The organism is Kineosporia sp. NBRC 101677, assembly GCF_030269265.1.
Classification (GTDB): domain Bacteria; phylum Actinomycetota; class Actinomycetes; order Actinomycetales; family Kineosporiaceae; genus Kineosporia; species Kineosporia rhizophila.
This window is the reverse complement of sequence record NZ_BSTA01000005.1, coordinates 24,359-39,243: the sequence shown is the minus strand read 5'-3', so window position 1 is coordinate 39,243 and position 14,885 is coordinate 24,359. Positions and strand designations below refer to the sequence as shown.

The 14,885-nt window shown below is 65.6% G+C and carries 11 protein-coding genes and 1 pseudogene; 10 read left to right on the top strand and 2 right to left on the bottom strand.

Going from position 1 to position 14,885, the window contains the following annotated elements; translation table 11 throughout:
- Nucleotides 1-572: 572 nt before the first annotated feature.
- The 10 genes and pseudogenes from QSK18_RS16500 to QSK18_RS16455 all read left to right on the top strand — a co-directional run bounded on the left by QSK18_RS16500 (nt 573) and on the right by QSK18_RS16455 (nt 10,154).
- Nucleotides 573-947 carry a hypothetical protein gene (locus QSK18_RS16500; protein ID WP_285620100.1) on the top strand — a complete coding sequence of 125 codons (375 nt, stop codon included), beginning with the start codon at nt 573-575 and terminating at the stop codon, nt 945-947.
- 569 nt (nt 948-1,516) lie between these two features.
- Nucleotides 1,517-1,906, top strand: coding sequence for a DUF6082 family protein (locus QSK18_RS16495; protein ID WP_232814900.1), 390 nt, complete (start codon nt 1,517-1,519; stop codon nt 1,904-1,906).
- 1,010 nt (nt 1,907-2,916) lie between these two features.
- A complete protein-coding gene (locus QSK18_RS16490) occupies nt 2,917-3,633 on the top strand; it encodes a hypothetical protein (protein WP_285620098.1) in 717 nt (238 codons plus the stop codon).
- A 74-nt stretch (nt 3,634-3,707) separates the two neighbouring features.
- A pseudogene (locus QSK18_RS16485) lies at nt 3,708-4,123 on the top strand (integrase core domain-containing protein); the annotation flags it as partial.
- A gap of 340 nt (nt 4,124-4,463) precedes the next feature.
- Nucleotides 4,464-5,204 (top strand): Crp/Fnr family transcriptional regulator, encoded by a 741-nt coding sequence (locus tag QSK18_RS16480; protein WP_352396568.1) that lies wholly within the window; start codon nt 4,464-4,466, stop codon nt 5,202-5,204.
- A 116-nt stretch (nt 5,205-5,320) separates the two neighbouring features.
- Nucleotides 5,321-6,175: a hypothetical protein gene (locus tag QSK18_RS16475; RefSeq protein ID WP_285620096.1), complete on the top strand. Its 855-nt coding sequence runs from the start codon at nt 5,321-5,323 to the stop codon at nt 6,173-6,175.
- Nucleotides 6,172-8,154: a hypothetical protein gene (locus QSK18_RS16470; RefSeq protein ID WP_232814905.1), complete on the top strand. Its 1,983-nt coding sequence runs from the start codon at nt 6,172-6,174 to the stop codon at nt 8,152-8,154. The genes QSK18_RS16475 and QSK18_RS16470 overlap by 4 nt, the downstream gene beginning before the upstream one ends.
- The gene (locus tag QSK18_RS16465) at nt 8,151-8,906 is read left to right on the top strand and encodes a hypothetical protein (RefSeq protein ID WP_232814906.1); all 756 of its coding nucleotides are present in this window, start codon (nt 8,151-8,153) and stop codon (nt 8,904-8,906) included. Before QSK18_RS16470 ends, QSK18_RS16465 begins: the two co-directional genes overlap by 4 nt.
- A complete protein-coding gene (locus QSK18_RS16460) occupies nt 8,903-9,388 on the top strand; it encodes a Pycsar system effector family protein (protein WP_232814907.1) in 486 nt (161 codons plus the stop codon). Before QSK18_RS16465 ends, QSK18_RS16460 begins: the two co-directional genes overlap by 4 nt.
- A 100-nt stretch (nt 9,389-9,488) precedes the next feature.
- Entirely contained in the window at nt 9,489-10,154 is a 666-nt protein-coding gene (locus tag QSK18_RS16455) for an alpha/beta hydrolase (RefSeq protein WP_285620091.1), read from the top strand.
- Between the two features lie 14 nt (nt 10,155-10,168).
- Here QSK18_RS16455 and QSK18_RS16450 read toward each other — a convergent pair whose 3' ends face one another.
- The gene (locus QSK18_RS16450; protein WP_285620088.1) at nt 10,169-12,754 is read right to left on the bottom strand and encodes an alpha-L-rhamnosidase; all 2,586 of its coding nucleotides are present in this window, start codon (nt 12,752-12,754) and stop codon (nt 10,169-10,171) included.
- A complete protein-coding gene (locus QSK18_RS16445; protein WP_285620795.1) occupies nt 12,751-14,439 on the bottom strand; it encodes a sugar-binding protein in 1,689 nt (562 codons plus the stop codon). Before QSK18_RS16445 ends, QSK18_RS16450 begins: the two co-directional genes overlap by 4 nt.
- Between the last annotated feature and the right edge of the window lie 446 nt (nt 14,440-14,885).

The window sequence follows — 14,885 nt, the reverse complement described above, 5'->3', positions numbered from 1 at the left end:
TCCGGGCACGCTCAGCAACAACCTCACTTGTCCATGTCGCCATCAGCGCAGGGTCGGCCCCGGCCTCTAAGGCCTCGCGGTACCGGGCAATCTTGGTCTCACACGCCTGCAGCTTCTTCCGGAGGGTCTCGCGACGCCTTTCGCAAGGGCCCTCGACCACGACGCATGCGAATGTGCTGCGCCTCGTCTGCACCGAGAAGGGATGCGCAGTAGCACCCTGAGGGTGAGTTCGGGAGGCTATGCGCGTAACACGACCTCGGCGTCGTCGCCTGAACGGTGCCTTCCCGCCCGCAAACGCGCCTGCAGGTGATCGTTGCGCTGGCTTCCATCCGCTACTGCCGCCTCCCGTGCCACAGGGCAGCCTCGTGGGGATCCCGAGCATCAGAGCGTTGTGGACGATGATCGCATCGTGCTGCCCTCCCTGTCGGAGCTGGCAGTGTGGCCGTGCGGGCAGATGGTGCAGGTGATTCGCATTGGTTGGCAATGGGTCACAACTCGACCGGCTAGCCGATGGTTTCCGTGGTGCTGCACCTGGATGCTGCAGGAACGTGATCTTGACTCGAAGGAGCGCTATGGCCTTGCCGCCCCGTCCTGCTTCAGCGCCACCTTGGCATGTCCCGGCCGTGGCTGCGTTGTACATGGCTGCGCAGGGACGGGCTCAACCTCGTCATCTGGTTGAGCAGCTCGTTCGGGACTTCAACCCACAGATTATGGACATGGTAGTGCTGACCTGGATCGATCTTTGTGCGGATGAAAGCAAACCCGATGAGTTCGCCATGGCGGATGACACCCCCGAGCCGATGAAATGGGCTGCGCGGGTGGTGTTTGCGCGCCTGGTCGGTGACGAACTGAACTGGAATGCGCTATGGGGATTGAGTTGTGATCCGGATGAGTGGATCGAGCGCTGGACTGCGTTGCTCCGGTTCTGCACCCATCGACAAGAGTAAGACGACCTTGGTCAGTTGGCTGACGGAGGTATTCCTGGGGCCCAACTGCTGACCGGAGAGTTCCCAGCCGACAGCCTTGCCGTCTTTGAGCGCCAATGGATAGCTGGCGGAGACGCCCTGAAACTTCTTGTGCTTCTGCTGGGTGTGGTTAGCGAAGCCTTCGGGTCGTTCTTGGCCCAGGCGGTCTTGATCTCGTGCGTGCGGTCCGCGATTCCGGAGCGGTGGCCGTGCAGGCCGGGATGGTCAATGCCCTCTTGCTGAACCGGGCCAAATTCTTTCGTTCGGCGGGGCTAGCTTCAACGCATGGCTGACGATGAGGGAGCGCCCAAGGGCGACGACAACGAAGACACCGTGGTTGGAAGGAAGGGGCACAAGCGCCCGCTCGACACGGCTTCCGGAGAACTGCATGCGTGCCCCATTTGTGGGTTCGAGCATTCAGGGGGCTAACCCGCAGCTGGGGGCCGCGATAGCGATCGGTCCTGCTGGACCATCAGTGCGCTATGGCCGGTTGAGTTCTGCGGCAGGATGCTTCGGAGGCGGCGGGCGTCTTGACCACGGGGGTGGCACGGATGAAGCGTCGTGTGCGGCCGCAGCGGTCTGGGATGGTGCGGCTGATCGGGCTGCTGCTCGTGGCCGCTGTGGCCTCGCCGGCCCTACTGCTCGCTTTCGCCCAGTGGGATACGAACTGGAATCAACTGAGCGCAATTGGGCAGGCGTACGGTTTTGCAACGGTGCTGCTGAACGGAGTTGCACTACTTGGCCCGGTGCGGACGCTGCGGCATCAGGCCCGGCAGCCTGAAATTTCGGTGTATCTTGCTCAGCGGCAGATTCTTTGGGAGATCGCGAAGGCGGAAATGGACGACGTCCGTTTGCTCCGCACCGGACGAGCTGCCTTTGAGAATGTGGACTTGGCGCGGTGCACGATTCACATCAACCAGTACTTTAGCTTCTGCTTATGAACTGGCGGTTCGAACTAATTGGGGAGCGAGAACTGGAGGACGTGGCCGCATACAACTTCCGGTCTCCGGTCGCGGCCTATTGGTGGCAGACGCGCAGGGCCTTTGGGAGAAGCATACTGAGGCTGAGTTCGTGGGAGCACTCGATCGAGGCATGCTTGCGGTAGCGGAGGATCCCGAAAAGTACAGGCATAGCACGAATGTGCCTGACGGGTCACACAAGCTGCCATCCGGCTCTTGGCGACATCAACCCAGGATGGTTCAAACCTTGCCCGGCAACGTGCGCCGAGGTCGCGGAAGCCGCGACCGAAGCCGCGCGCGCTGCGGCGGTGAGTGGCCTTGCTACTGACTGGTCACGGAGTTATTGGCCGGGTGTCTGGAATGGGGAAAACGGGCGCTACGACCTGACAGTCAACGCAGCAGCGAACGTGGTTGTTGCCGTAGGTGCTTGTGGGATTGGGTGCTGGGCGGGTGTAGCGCCGAAGCTGGGAACTCTGAACGTGGCAGTGACTGTCATCGGATCATTTCTGGCTAAGGGTGAAGTCGTCACCCAGCAGCAAGCTCGAAGCCCAGGTAGAAGAACACCGGGATGGAACAGCCGGGGGCGGGACCGTTCCCGGCGGGGCATCCACATCACGATCATCAGTTGCACAATACCCCGCGCGCGAACAGCGTCAGCATCGCGGCCGCCCGTGCCCGGCGCAGCCCAGCGTGCGGCCCTCGCCGATTCTTGAACCGGAACTCTCTCTGCTCCGACTCGACTGGCTGTTGGGTCATTCACTCATCCAGCTGCTCGACCCGGCTGTTGATCGTGGGCTCATACGGCAGCAGTCGACTGAGCTGAGTTGGCCACTCGGGCATTGCCCTGTCGGCTCAGAAGTCTCTGGCCTGGCTCAAGAGGGACTCAGGGCATGCCGTACATAGCCGCTCGAGCCTCAAGCCTCCTTTTGCTCTGCCATATCTGTGGAGTTGGGTGTAGTTCAGTGCAACGCCGTGGGCGCCAGCGGCGTTCTATGCGCACCCAACCCTCGGACGCGAAGGACGATCACCCCATGCCCTCCCCAGATGCCGTCTCTGCGGTCGCCGACGCGAGCACAGCGGTCGTGGCACTGGCCGCACTCATCGTGGCTGGCTGGGCAGCGAAGGCGACGGTGCAAACCAACCGAGCCCAACAGCAGACTCTGACGCTCCAACAGCAGCAGCTCGCCCACCAGCAGGAACTAGAGCGGGAGGCGCGAGAACAGCGGCGACGGTCCCAGGCCGAAATGATCGGCGTCTGGGCGGACCACGACTTCACGGATGTAGACCCTGCATCGGAGTACGGGGAAATCTTCGCCGCCGTCCGAGTTCATATATCCAACGCCTCGCCCGCTCCTATATACGGAGTGATCGTTGAAGAACGACACGGGACCGGCGCCCGCAATGCCCTGGCTCGCATCGGTGGCGTAGCACCATCAACCACCGAGTCTGGAGCTTGGTCGTTTCGCCAGCGCGTTCTCTTTACGGAACTAGACCGAATGCCGCTGCTGTATATTACTTTCATGGATGGTCAGGGAAATACCTGGTGTCGCTCCAGCCGAGGCGAATTGTTGACCAGTAGGGAATACGAAGAGCGCGAGGATGCCCTCTTCGTAGCTTACGAAGCTCAGCAGCATGACGAGCCCTATGACCGGACGGTAGACCGCGAAATGTTCGTGGCTGACTGGATGCCCGAGATCAAGAAGCCTTGATCTCGGGCATCCAGACCCTCAAGCCCTCTCGCCTGGTCCGCTGATCCGCGCGGACGAGCGGACCACAATTTGCAGGGTTCTCCCGCCTGGCCTACACCGAGCACCTGCCCGATGAGAAAGCCACCACGGCGATCGCTTTCATGGCGCGAGCCCGTGCCTTCTTCGCTGCGCACGGCATCCAGCGGATCACCCGAGTCGTCACCGGCAACGGCTCCTGCCACCGATCCGGCGCATTCCTAAGAGCCATGAACAACCTCGGCGTGAGCACCCATCAGCGAATCCGGCCGTTCACGCCCCGCCACAACGGCGGGGTCGAGCGCTACCACCGAATCCTTGCCGGGGAATTCCTTAACGCCTGTGTCTGGACCTCAGAAACCCATCGGGCGCAGGCGGTTGGCATCTGGCTGACCCACTACAACTACCATCGAGCCCTCATCGCTGCCGGAACCAACCCCCAGCCAGTCGCTTCCACACCGGCGTCACCAACGTCATGACCGGAACACCGACCGCTGTCGTTGGGCTTCCGCTTCCAAGCCCCTCGGCAGCACGCCCGGAGCGAGGCCTGGATCGTCGGCTCGGGCCGAATCAGCCGGTGACGCCTGGACTGTGCGCCTCTTTCCTATCTCCGGACGGGCTGCCCCTTGCTTAGGACTCTTGTCGTCCTTCCGACGGTAGATCCCGCTGCGATCAAGAATCTTGGGTGCCTGGTCGAACTGCTGCGGTTCGCCACCGTGACCAGAGCCTCAGGCCCAAGGTGACCTCCGATTCGGAGGGGGACTCCGACGTCCCTAATCTCGATAACCCGTCCAGTCTCTGGGCCCGCGTGCAGCGTGAGTGCAGTTCGCAAACGACTTACCCATCCGTATCGACGATTCCCTTGCAGGGAGGTCAATCAAGGGAGGCGTCGTTTGGGAATCGTGAATCTTCTACCGACTGGTGTTTGGCAGAGCCTGCTCAGGAAGGGACGGGCCTCCAGATACTCGCAAGGCCAGGTGCTGATGAGACAGGGGGAACGGGGCACGCACGTACTTCTCCTCACCTCCGGGCTCGTCAAGGTGAGCCGCGTCGAGCCGGACGGCCGGCAACTGCTGCTGGCCGTACGGGGCCCTGGAGAGGCCCTCGGCGAGATGTCCGCCTGGGACGACTCCCACCGGTCCGCCACCGTCGAGGCCATTGCCCCGTGCATCGCCTACGTCCTGTCCGCCGCCCAGTTCCGCCGAGCGGTCCATGAGCTCGACGCTTCTGATGTGCTGTTCCGTCACGTTCTGCAGCGCCTGAGGGAGGGCGAGGACATCCGGGCCGAGCTCGTCGGCCCCTCTGCGATGCAACGCGTCGTCAATGTCTTGCTACGGCTTGCCCACTCTGTGGCTCCGGAGCTGTCTTCGACCGTGACACTGGGCCTTGGTCAGGAAGACATGGCCCGGGCCGCCGGCCTTTCGCGATCGGCTTTCACCGCTGAGCTGGCTGCCTTGCGTCGCTGCGGCCTCGTGAGTACAAGCCGACAGCGCGTCGTTCTTCACGACCTGGCGAAGCTCAGGGCCCTGGCCGAAGAGACTCGCCCCGCGACGTAAGGATGTGACGCCGCACACGCACGGGGCCATGTGTCCACTTCTGGACAGATGGCCCCGCAATATTCCTCCATCGTCGTGAGCGGAAGTTCTCGCCCGACCTCATGGAGCCCCAGACGATGGAAATGCCACAAAGCCGTTCAAAAGCGGTTTCCCTCCCGCCATATCGAGCCCTATTCGCCGTAGATGCCGAGCGTTACAGCGGCAATCCGAGCGTGCGGCTCCCTTTTCTGAAATCGGCACTGGGACGCGTGGTGGAGCAGACGCTCTCCCACCCCTCGGTCGGGAACATTTGGAACCGGTTGCGATTTCGCGAGTCCACTGGGGACGGAATGGTTTTCATGGCCGACCTGGAGGTCCTCCCGTTCCTCATCGATCCGTGGCTCAACCTGCTGCACTTGGCCCTGACCGACATGGACGAAGAAGTTCGTCGCCACAGCCGGGACATGCGGCTCCGACTGAGAGTCAGCATGCATCTGGGGCCCGTGCCCGGAGTCGGCCCCGATGTGCCCGATCCGGCATCAACGCCAATGAACGAGGTCTTCCGATACCTCAACGCGTCACCGACGCGGGACGCCCTTCGCGACAGCAACCCGAACGTCACATTCCTGGCTGCTCTGCTTTCGCAGAGGGTCTTTGACGACGTCGTCGTGGGCGGGTACTCCGGCGTGCACGAGGATCAGTTCACTCCGGTCGTGGCGGCATTGCCGGAGAAGGACTTTGCGCATCCGGCGTGGCTGTATGTGCCGGGTGTTTCGTCGATTGGGCGAGGTACAACATCCAACCCGGAGGACGAAGCGAATCCGCCTTCAACTGCGGGCCATCGATTCGGGGCACCTACCACGAACGTGGCAGGCAACGTGGGACAGAACATCGTGGGGCAGAACTTCAACGCTCCCATCAATCAGGCCCTCAACGCCAATGATTTTTGGACCAACGATCACTCCCGAAACAATGGTGAGGGAAAGCGATGAATCTCGACGACGGCAACTTCGCGGCTGAAACCTCTGAGCCGGCCACTGCCATCTATGGCGACGTTCGTCTGGCCGTCACGGCGAATCAAGTGCACCAGATCGGTGACCGGTACTACGGTTCTCTGACCCGGATGTCCTCCTTGAACAAGGACGCCCTGAAGCGCTTGCAGGACATGTTCGTCCAGCCCCCAGGCTGGGACGAAGCCTGGGCGCGACTGCGTGACCGCCAGGTTGTCGCACTTACCGCCGATTCCGGCAGTGGACGGCGCACCACTGCTATCAATCTTCTTGCCAGTCAGGGCCTGCCGGTCAAGGAGTTGCTGGTCGCAGAGGACAACGATCTGGACCGCCATTTCTCGGCGGATGCCGGCTGCGGGTACATCCTGACGCTCCCTGCGGTGCGCGAGATCCGCATGCCCGGCTTGGTGAACAAGTATCTTCAGCAGGTCGTCGAAGCCGGATCCTCCCTCGTCATCATCGCAACGCCTGCGAACCTGCGGGATCTCGATCGGGAGCTCCAGGACCTCTCCGTGCTGATCCAGCCGGCCAATGCCCGGGACGTATTCGGGAAGATCATCGAGAAATCCTACGATATCGATACAGCCAATCACTGGTTGCGATTCTCTGAGATTCAGGACCGGCTTCGAGGGGCGACACTCGAGGACGCCTGTCGGCTCGCCTCCTTGGTGGTTGCCGTTCTCGCTTCCCAGCATGAAGACCCACTGTCCGAAGTGCTGGGAGCGCACGCGAACTGGCTCGACGAGCTCAAGGCCTGGGAACAGGAAATCGAGGATAGGGAGAACGAAGCCCGCGACCGGGCAACCGTGCTTGCGATCGCAGCCTTGGAGGGCTCATCCCCCGCAGCTGTTTTCGAGGCCGCCTCTCAGCTCATGGACGTCGCGGGGCTGGAATCCCCGCGGGGAGCCGCCCTGGCCGGGCCCGGAATCGACCAACGCCTCCAGCGGGTCCATGCGCGCGTGGACGACCAGAGGGTCACGTTCAATCGCGTCGGCTACGGGCGTTCGCTTCTTGATCGCACCTGGACCGACCGGCCGGACCTGCAGAAGGTCATCGCTCGTTGGCTGAAAGGCATCCAGGCCAAGACCTTCACCGGCGAAGACATCGAACGAGCTGGGCAGACACTTCTGAACCTGGCTGACCGGCAGTGCGATGCCAGCCCCGTCCTGGATCTCGCCCAGGAGTGGGTCCGGACCGACCGGATGGCGTCGGCCGCTCGCCTCGTTTCCGAGGCGGCGACCAGTTCCTCGATTGGGCGGGCCACCCGGAAACGGCTCTACGACTGGTCCAAACTGTCGAACATCGACAACCGGATTCACTTCCTGGTCGCCGAGGTCTGCTCCGGGGACATGGCATTGAGCTACCCGGAAGTAGCCCTGACCCGGCTGCGGCACCTGGCCAACCGCGACGACGACCTCGTCCGGCAGGAAGTCGTCACCAAGGTCCACCACATGGCCTCACACGGAGTCATGAAGTTCGCGCTGGAACGCGAGGTCATCGAGTGGACCGGAGCGGCTGAGTCCTTGCGCGCCCGTTGCGGACGTAAGGCCTTTCTCGCTCTGGCACGTGAGTGGGAGCCGAACAGCATGACGCCCCTCATGGTGGCCCGGGTCTCACCGTCGATCGACGCGACCGAGGTCTTGGGCAATGGATGGCGTGCTGTCCTGCTCGACGCCACGACCCGGGCCAAAGCCCGGGAGACGGCTTGGGGATGGCTGGACGCGGCCAACGAAGGCCGCGCTCCACAGGAGTTGATCGTGAACACGTTCGCCCGGGCCAGCCGAACGACCGGCGATGCGGCCGTCGTCAGCAAGATGGTGCTGGACTGGCCCGGCAACACCAGGAACGTGGTCCCGGGCTACGAAGAGCTCCAGCTGCAGATCATCAAGCTGATCCATCGCAACGATGGGCTCGCGTTCGTGCCCGGGATCACAGGCGGCTCCGGCGGAGAGCACTCATGACCTGGCTCGAGTGGTGGGCGCGCCTGACCCAAAGCCAGCCCTGGGTCCCGGCGCAGCAGACGACGGCCTCGTTCCTGCTGCCCAGCGACGTACCGGATCTTCCCTTCCGGGCTCAGGTCACCATCGACTGGCCAGCGCTTCGTTCCGATGCGCCAGCTGTCGACAGGAGTGAGGTCATCAGACATCTCCGCGTCGCCGCCGGCGCACTGACGGAAAAGTATTCCGTCGTCTTCCGGGAGGAAGCGGAGTACGACCTGCATGTGAACATCGCCAGCCGCTGCGGAAGCTCAGCACCGTGCGCAGTCACCGTTCAGCTTCAGGTGGACGAGGAAGTGCGGCAGGCCGCCCTTCGGCACCAGGAGCTGCGTCGCGCGCAGGTCTTCGAGGAGGAGAAGCAGCAGATCCAGGTCAGACAGTGGGAAAATCTGCAGAAGAATGTTTTTCACGATCCTCTCCGGATCCGCATGTGGTGGCTCAAGGGCGATCCAGAGCGTCTCGAGCAGCTCATCGATGGCGACACGATCTTCGAAAGGGCAGCCCAAGCCCTGTCGCCGCCCGCGAGCCGGCCGTCGGAGGCGCTCAATCTGGTCCGCATGATTGAGTCCTTCTGGTCGAAACTCTCGGATGAGCAGCGCACCTACCTGGTCGTGGATCGGCTGGACGCGGTCTTCCGCAACTTCGAGCAGCCTGAACTGGCTGACGAGCTGCAACACGGGTTCCCCCCAGCCCCCGAGCAAGGAGGCCGACCATGACCGAACCACAGGACGAGTCACTGGAACTGCCTGCCGCCTTGGCCGCTCTTGCCTCATTTCAAGGGCTGACGCAGCAGGCAGATGCAAAGGCCAACATGCTCGTGGCCGTGCAGCTCGGCATAGCCGCGCTCACATTGGCTCAAGCAGAATTGCTCACGGCGGATTTCACTACCCTTCGGACAGCAGTCGCCATCGCATACCTCGTGGCCTTCATCGCCGGAGGGATCGCTATCGTACGGGCCATGTGGCCACGCGTCGGTCTGTATCCGGCGGCGAACCCCTTTTCAGTACCCATACACCATGACCTGCCAACGATGGTAGTGCCCAGCAACAGTCACAGCAGGCAGGCGTGGGAGGTGGCACAGGCCGTGGCGGTGATCGCCCGGCGCAAGAATCGGTTCGTCATGGAAGCGATCCTTTGGGTGGCTCTTTCGGTGGGCTCATGCGCTGTCTGGTTCCTGCTGGCCCTTCTGGGGTTCTGACTCCCTGTGACCTGGTGGAAAGTGCGAGGTCTATCGACCAGGTCGCAGGGTCTATCTCCTTGCCAAGAAGTTGATTCGTCAAGTGAGTAGGGTGGACGGTGTGACCGGACCTCAGTCTGATGTCGTGCTCGTGCTGCCGGGCGGGGGATACCGCGTCCATGCCCCGCATGAGGCGGAACCGATCGTCGAGTGGCTCGGCGCACAGGGCTGGTTCGCGAGGATCATGAACTACCCGCTGAACACGGCACACCCCGCTCCCTTGCGCTTCGTCTCGCGCGCGGTTGCGGAAGAACGTGCGGACGGTGCCAGCCGGGTCGGCGTAATCGGGTTCTCGGCCGGAGGACACCTTGCCGGATTGTCCGCTCTCGCTCCCGGCCTCGAGCCGCACGAGCGTCCGGACTTCGCGATCCTCGGCTACCCGGTCGTGAGCCTGGTCGACGGTCCGCACACCGGCTCGCGCGCCGTGCTGCTCGGCGACGACGCGGACTCCCCCGATGACGCTGTGGCACGCTCGCTTTCGCTGGAGACGCTGGTGCGTCCGGACTCCTCTCCGATGTTCGTGTGGCACACAGCGGAGGACGACGTCGTGCCCGTGCGGCACTCGTACCTCCTGGGTGAGGCACTCGCTGCAGCGCGCGTCCCGCACGAGTTGCACGTCTTCCCCGGCGACGTCCACGGGGTGGCGCTCGCCGCCGACACCGACGCCTCCGCGTGGACGAGCCTGTGCGCTGACTGGCTGACACGCCTGCCCGTCACGCCTCGATAGGCCCGGCAGTCCCGTCACACCTCGGTGGCGAGCGCGCGCAGTACGGTCGTTCCCGCGCAGAGCTCGGCGTCGCGCGCTCCGAGGCGGGCGATCCCCGTCGTCCCTGGCGGAAGCGTGACCGTGAGCACGATCTCATCGCCCTCGCGCACCCAGCGCGTCGTGATCTCCCCGTGCGGGGCCTGCAGTCGGCCGTTCACCCACTCCAACCGCGGGTCGATCGACGGCGCGATGATGACGCGTCGGAAGCCCACCGAATCGTCGGCCTGTGCGATGCCCGCGACATCCGAGTAGATCCACTGGCCCACTGACCCGAGCGAGTAGTGGTTGAAGGAGTTCATCTCCGGCGTCTGGAAGCCGCCGTCCGGGGTCCAGCCGTCCCAGCGCTCCCAGATCGTCGTGGCGCCGTTGTCGATCGAGAACCCCCACGACGGGAACTCCCGCTGGAACAGCAGGTCGTAGGCCAGGTCAGGGCGGCCGAATCGCGCGAGCGTCGGGCACAGCAGGGCCACGCCGTGAAAACCGGTCGTGAGGCGTGCTCCGCGCTGCTCGATCTTGTCGACGAGGCGGGCGAAGAGCGCCGGGCGGCGATCTTCCGGGGCGAGGTCCCACGCCAGGGTCATCAGGTACGCGGTCTGCGAGTCGCCGTGCACGCGGCCGTCCTCGCCGAGGAACGCCTCGACGAACGCGGCCCGGATCAGCGCGGCGCGGGTGTCGAGCTCCCGGGCCGCCTCGTGTTCTTCGAGGACCTGGGCGATGCGGGCCGCCGTCGCGGTGGCGTGCGCGTGGTACGCCGTGGCGACCACTTCCTTGGGCGTGTGCTCGTCGACGGACAGCCAGTCGCCGTAGTCGTTGCCGCGTCGCGAGCGCCAGAGACCGTCGGGGTTGCGCTCCGCCACGTAGTCGAGCCAGCGCCGCATCGGCCCGAACATCGCCCGCAGCACGTCGATGTCCCCGTAGGCGCGGTACAGGGTCCAGGGGACGAGCACGATCGCATCGCCCCAGCCGGGGGCGCCGTAGTCGAACAGGGTCGTGCCGGGGGAACGGGGGATGACGTCGGGCACCGACCCGTTGGGTAGCTGCGCCGACACGAGGTCGTCGAGCCAGCGCCGCAGCAGGGCCTGCAGGTCGGCGTTCAGCGTGGCCGTCGGGGCGAACACCTGCACGTCGGCGGTCCAGCCGAGCCGTTCGTCGCGTTGCGGGCAGTCCGTCGGCACCGAGACGAAGTTGCCCAGCTGGCCCCAGCGGATGTTCTCGATCAGCCGGTTGAGGAAGGGCGAGGAGGTGGTGACCTCGCCCGTCCACTCGACGTCGCTCGAGAGCACGGCGGCGCGCACCTGCATCGGGTCGACGTCGGCGCCGCTCAGCTCGGCGTACCGGAAGCCGTGGAACGTGAACACCGGCTCCGTCGGGGTGCTGGAGCGCAGGTGGTCCGTGGCCTCGGCGGAGCGCAGGTTGTCGGTGTAGAGCTCTCCGTGCGTGTCGAGCACCTCGCCGTGGCGCACGGTGAGCGGATGGTTCGGGCTCGCCGGCAGACGCAGGCGGCCTACCAGGTTCTGCCCGAAGTCGATGATCGTGCGGTTCGCGGTGCGGTCGATGGCGACGGGGGCGAGCTCGTCGACCACGCGTACGGGCTCGTCGCGCTGCCCGATCAGCGGACCGGGGTCGGGGTCGAGCACGCGCGCCGCGCGCCATTTCGAGTCGTCGAATCCGCGACCGGTCCAGCCCGGTGTGCCGTGTGTGCTGTCGATGTACTCGCCCATCAGCAGATCGGCCCAGCGCCGTCTGCCGTCGTGCTCGCGCCACGACTCGTCGGTGCCGAGGACGGTGCGTTCGCCGTCGGGATCGTCGATCACGAGGCGCGCGAGCAGTTGGGGTGCCGTGCCGTAGTGGTGGGCGTGGTGGCGGTGGTCGAAGCCCACGAAGCCCGACCACCATCCTTCGCCGACCTCCGCCGCGAGCACGTTCTCCCCGGCGTGCACGAGGTCGGTGACGTCGAAGGTGCGGTACTGGATGCGGGTGCGGTAATCGGTCCAGCCGGGCAGGAGTTCATCGTCGCCGACCCTGGCCCCGTTGATGTACGGCACCACGAGACCGCGCGCGGTCACGGTGAGCCGGGCGCGCGCCGGCGCGGCCGAGATCGTGAACGCGCGGCGCAGTTGCAGCGGCGGACTCAGGTCGTTCGTGCGCAGCGTCGGACGTACGGGGGTGTCGCTGTCGCGATCGGTCGCGTCGATCGCGCCATTCGGCTCGGGGTCGCGGCCGATCCACACGACCCCCGACCAGTCGCAGACGCCGGTCTCGAAGGTCGACTCCGCTGAGCAGCGTGCGCCCTGTCGGTCCTCGACCTCGACGCTCCAGACGTACGACGTCTCGGGGGTGAGCTTCGGGCCGTCATAGCGCAGCCCGGTGGAGTCGCCCTCGCGCACCCCGCTGTCCCACAGGGCGTGCGCGTCGGCGGCGGGGCGCACGGTCACCCGGTGGGAGGCCGGGATCGCGCCCTGTTCGTCGCTGCGCAGCGCCCAGGACAGTTCGGGGTTGGGGGCGTCGACCTCTCGTGGTTCGGCGCGGGCATCGACGCGCAGACGGTACGGCTCGATCACTCGCAGGTCACTTTCTTTCCGTTGTTCGCGAACGCCCGCGTGCCAGCGTCGCCGGCCACGACCGTGAGTGATTCCCAGGCCGGGACCGAGGCGCCATCTGGACGGAAGGCGTGGTAACCGCCCTTCTTTGCGGCGAGATCGTGCACGACGTGGTCGCCGAGCGAGGTTGAGAAGCGCACGTCGACCGGGGTCGCGGAGTCGTTCCAGGCGTGGGTCGCCAGCGCCGGCCCGTCGCCCCAGCACTGAGCGCGCACGTTCGCGGAGCTTGCGACGGCGTTGTTGGCATCGGCCGCGAAGATCACCGGTTCGAACAGTTCGCTGTCCTTCGCCGTGGTGATCCCGCCGCCCCACTGGACCCATCCGCGGGTGCCGTCGCCGTCGGTGTCGTTCGCGACGATCGACAGGGAGGCGGCGGAGGCCGGCGTCATGCCGATCGGCTCGAGCAGGGACCACGGGACCGCGGCCTCGTAGACGGTCGTCTTGGTCGTCGCGTCACGCACGGCTGCGACATCCGCCGAGGTGAGGTGGCCAGCGACCGACCCTGAGGCGTAGCGGTACAGCTGGGGGCCTTCCGGAGTCAGGGCGAAGCCGAACTCGATGCGCTCCTGGATCTCGGGGCGCAGGTCGCTCTCGCCGGGCCAGTTCGGGGCGACGGCGAACTGCAGTCCGTCGGCCTGCCAGGTCGCGTTCCCCGTGAAGGGCTGGATGTGGATGTCGTCGGCGACCTCGGCCGTCAGGTAGAGGTTGTCGTCGTCCCACGTGAACCAGGTCTTGGCGGTGAGACTCGCGTCCCTGACGCCGGGTGCCCTGAGCGTGGTTGACGGCAGTGCGTCGAGGTCGTCGCGCACGCCGTCGATCTCGATGGTGCGCTTCGGCACCCGGGGGACGTCGAGCCAGGGCAGGGCCGAGAGCGTGCCCGACGCCGACACGTCTGCTGCGGCGCCGTCGATCGTGAGAGCTGCTGTGTAGGTCACCTCGCCGACGCCCGCGGGCGCCGGGCCCGACAGGAGCGAGACCGTGGCCCCGGGTGCGACGTCCAGGTCGACCTCGAGCGTCTCGGTGTCTTCGCCGAAGGTCCAGGATGCCTCGGAGATGTGCTGGGCGGCATCCGTCGTGTTCGTGTACTCGGCCTTCACCACGTCGTCGGCACCGTCGATCGCGTGCTCGAGCGCCAGCGACGACGCCCGCGGGCGCAGCTCGGCGACCGCCGGAGACGAGGTCTTCCCGTCGACGCTCGCCTCGATCGTGAGATCGGCGATCGTCTGCTGGAGGTCGTTGCCTGCGGTGATCTCGAACGGTACGTCGGTCTTGCCGCCGGCGGGGATCGTGACCTGCTGCGCTGCGCCTGCGACCTGCCAGCCGCCCTGGGCGGTGGCGGCGACCTCGGCGCTCACGTCGGTGTCGTTGAAGTTGTAGACCTCGGCCGTGACCGTGGTGGTGGCCGTGCTGTCGAGTCCGTATCCGTACAGCTGGGAGTCTTTCGAGGTCTCAGCGTCGAACACGGGCTGGATCACGACGCGTTCGGCCGCGGTGAAGTCCTCGGCGTCGATCGGGTCGGCGGGGACAGCGGGCGCCGGGGCGGCAGTGAGATCGGGAAACTCGGCCGCGGACAGGTAGACAGGATCGGGGCCGACGGTGAACGCCGCGGTGGCGCCGGAGACCTTGAGGTCGGCGTCGCGCCCCATGAGGTCGACGAGCGCGGCTTCGCCTTCGACGGGGACCGTGACCTCGGTGTCGGTGGGCGCCCAGAGCACGGCGGCCGGACCCGAGCCGGTGTCGAAGACGTAGGCCGAGACGCCCTTCGGGAGGCCGGTCAGCCGTCCCGCATATCGGCCCTTGCCGAGTTCGCGGGTCATGACCGACTGCGCCGCGAGCGCCGCCATCGGCTCGTCGGGGCTGCGGTACATGCTCCAGTACGAGGCACCTTCGCGGTACGGCGCGGCGATGAAGAAGAACTGCTTGGTCGAGCCCTGGGCGAGCGACTCGGCCGCTGAGCTCACGATGTAGCGCGCCTGCAGGCTCTCCTGCGCGGCGGTCGGCAGCTTGTTCACGTCGACGTTGTTGAGCGCGATGCCGCTCTCGGTGACCCATCGGCCCTTGCCGTCGCCTCCGTACGGCTGTGCGGCGTCGA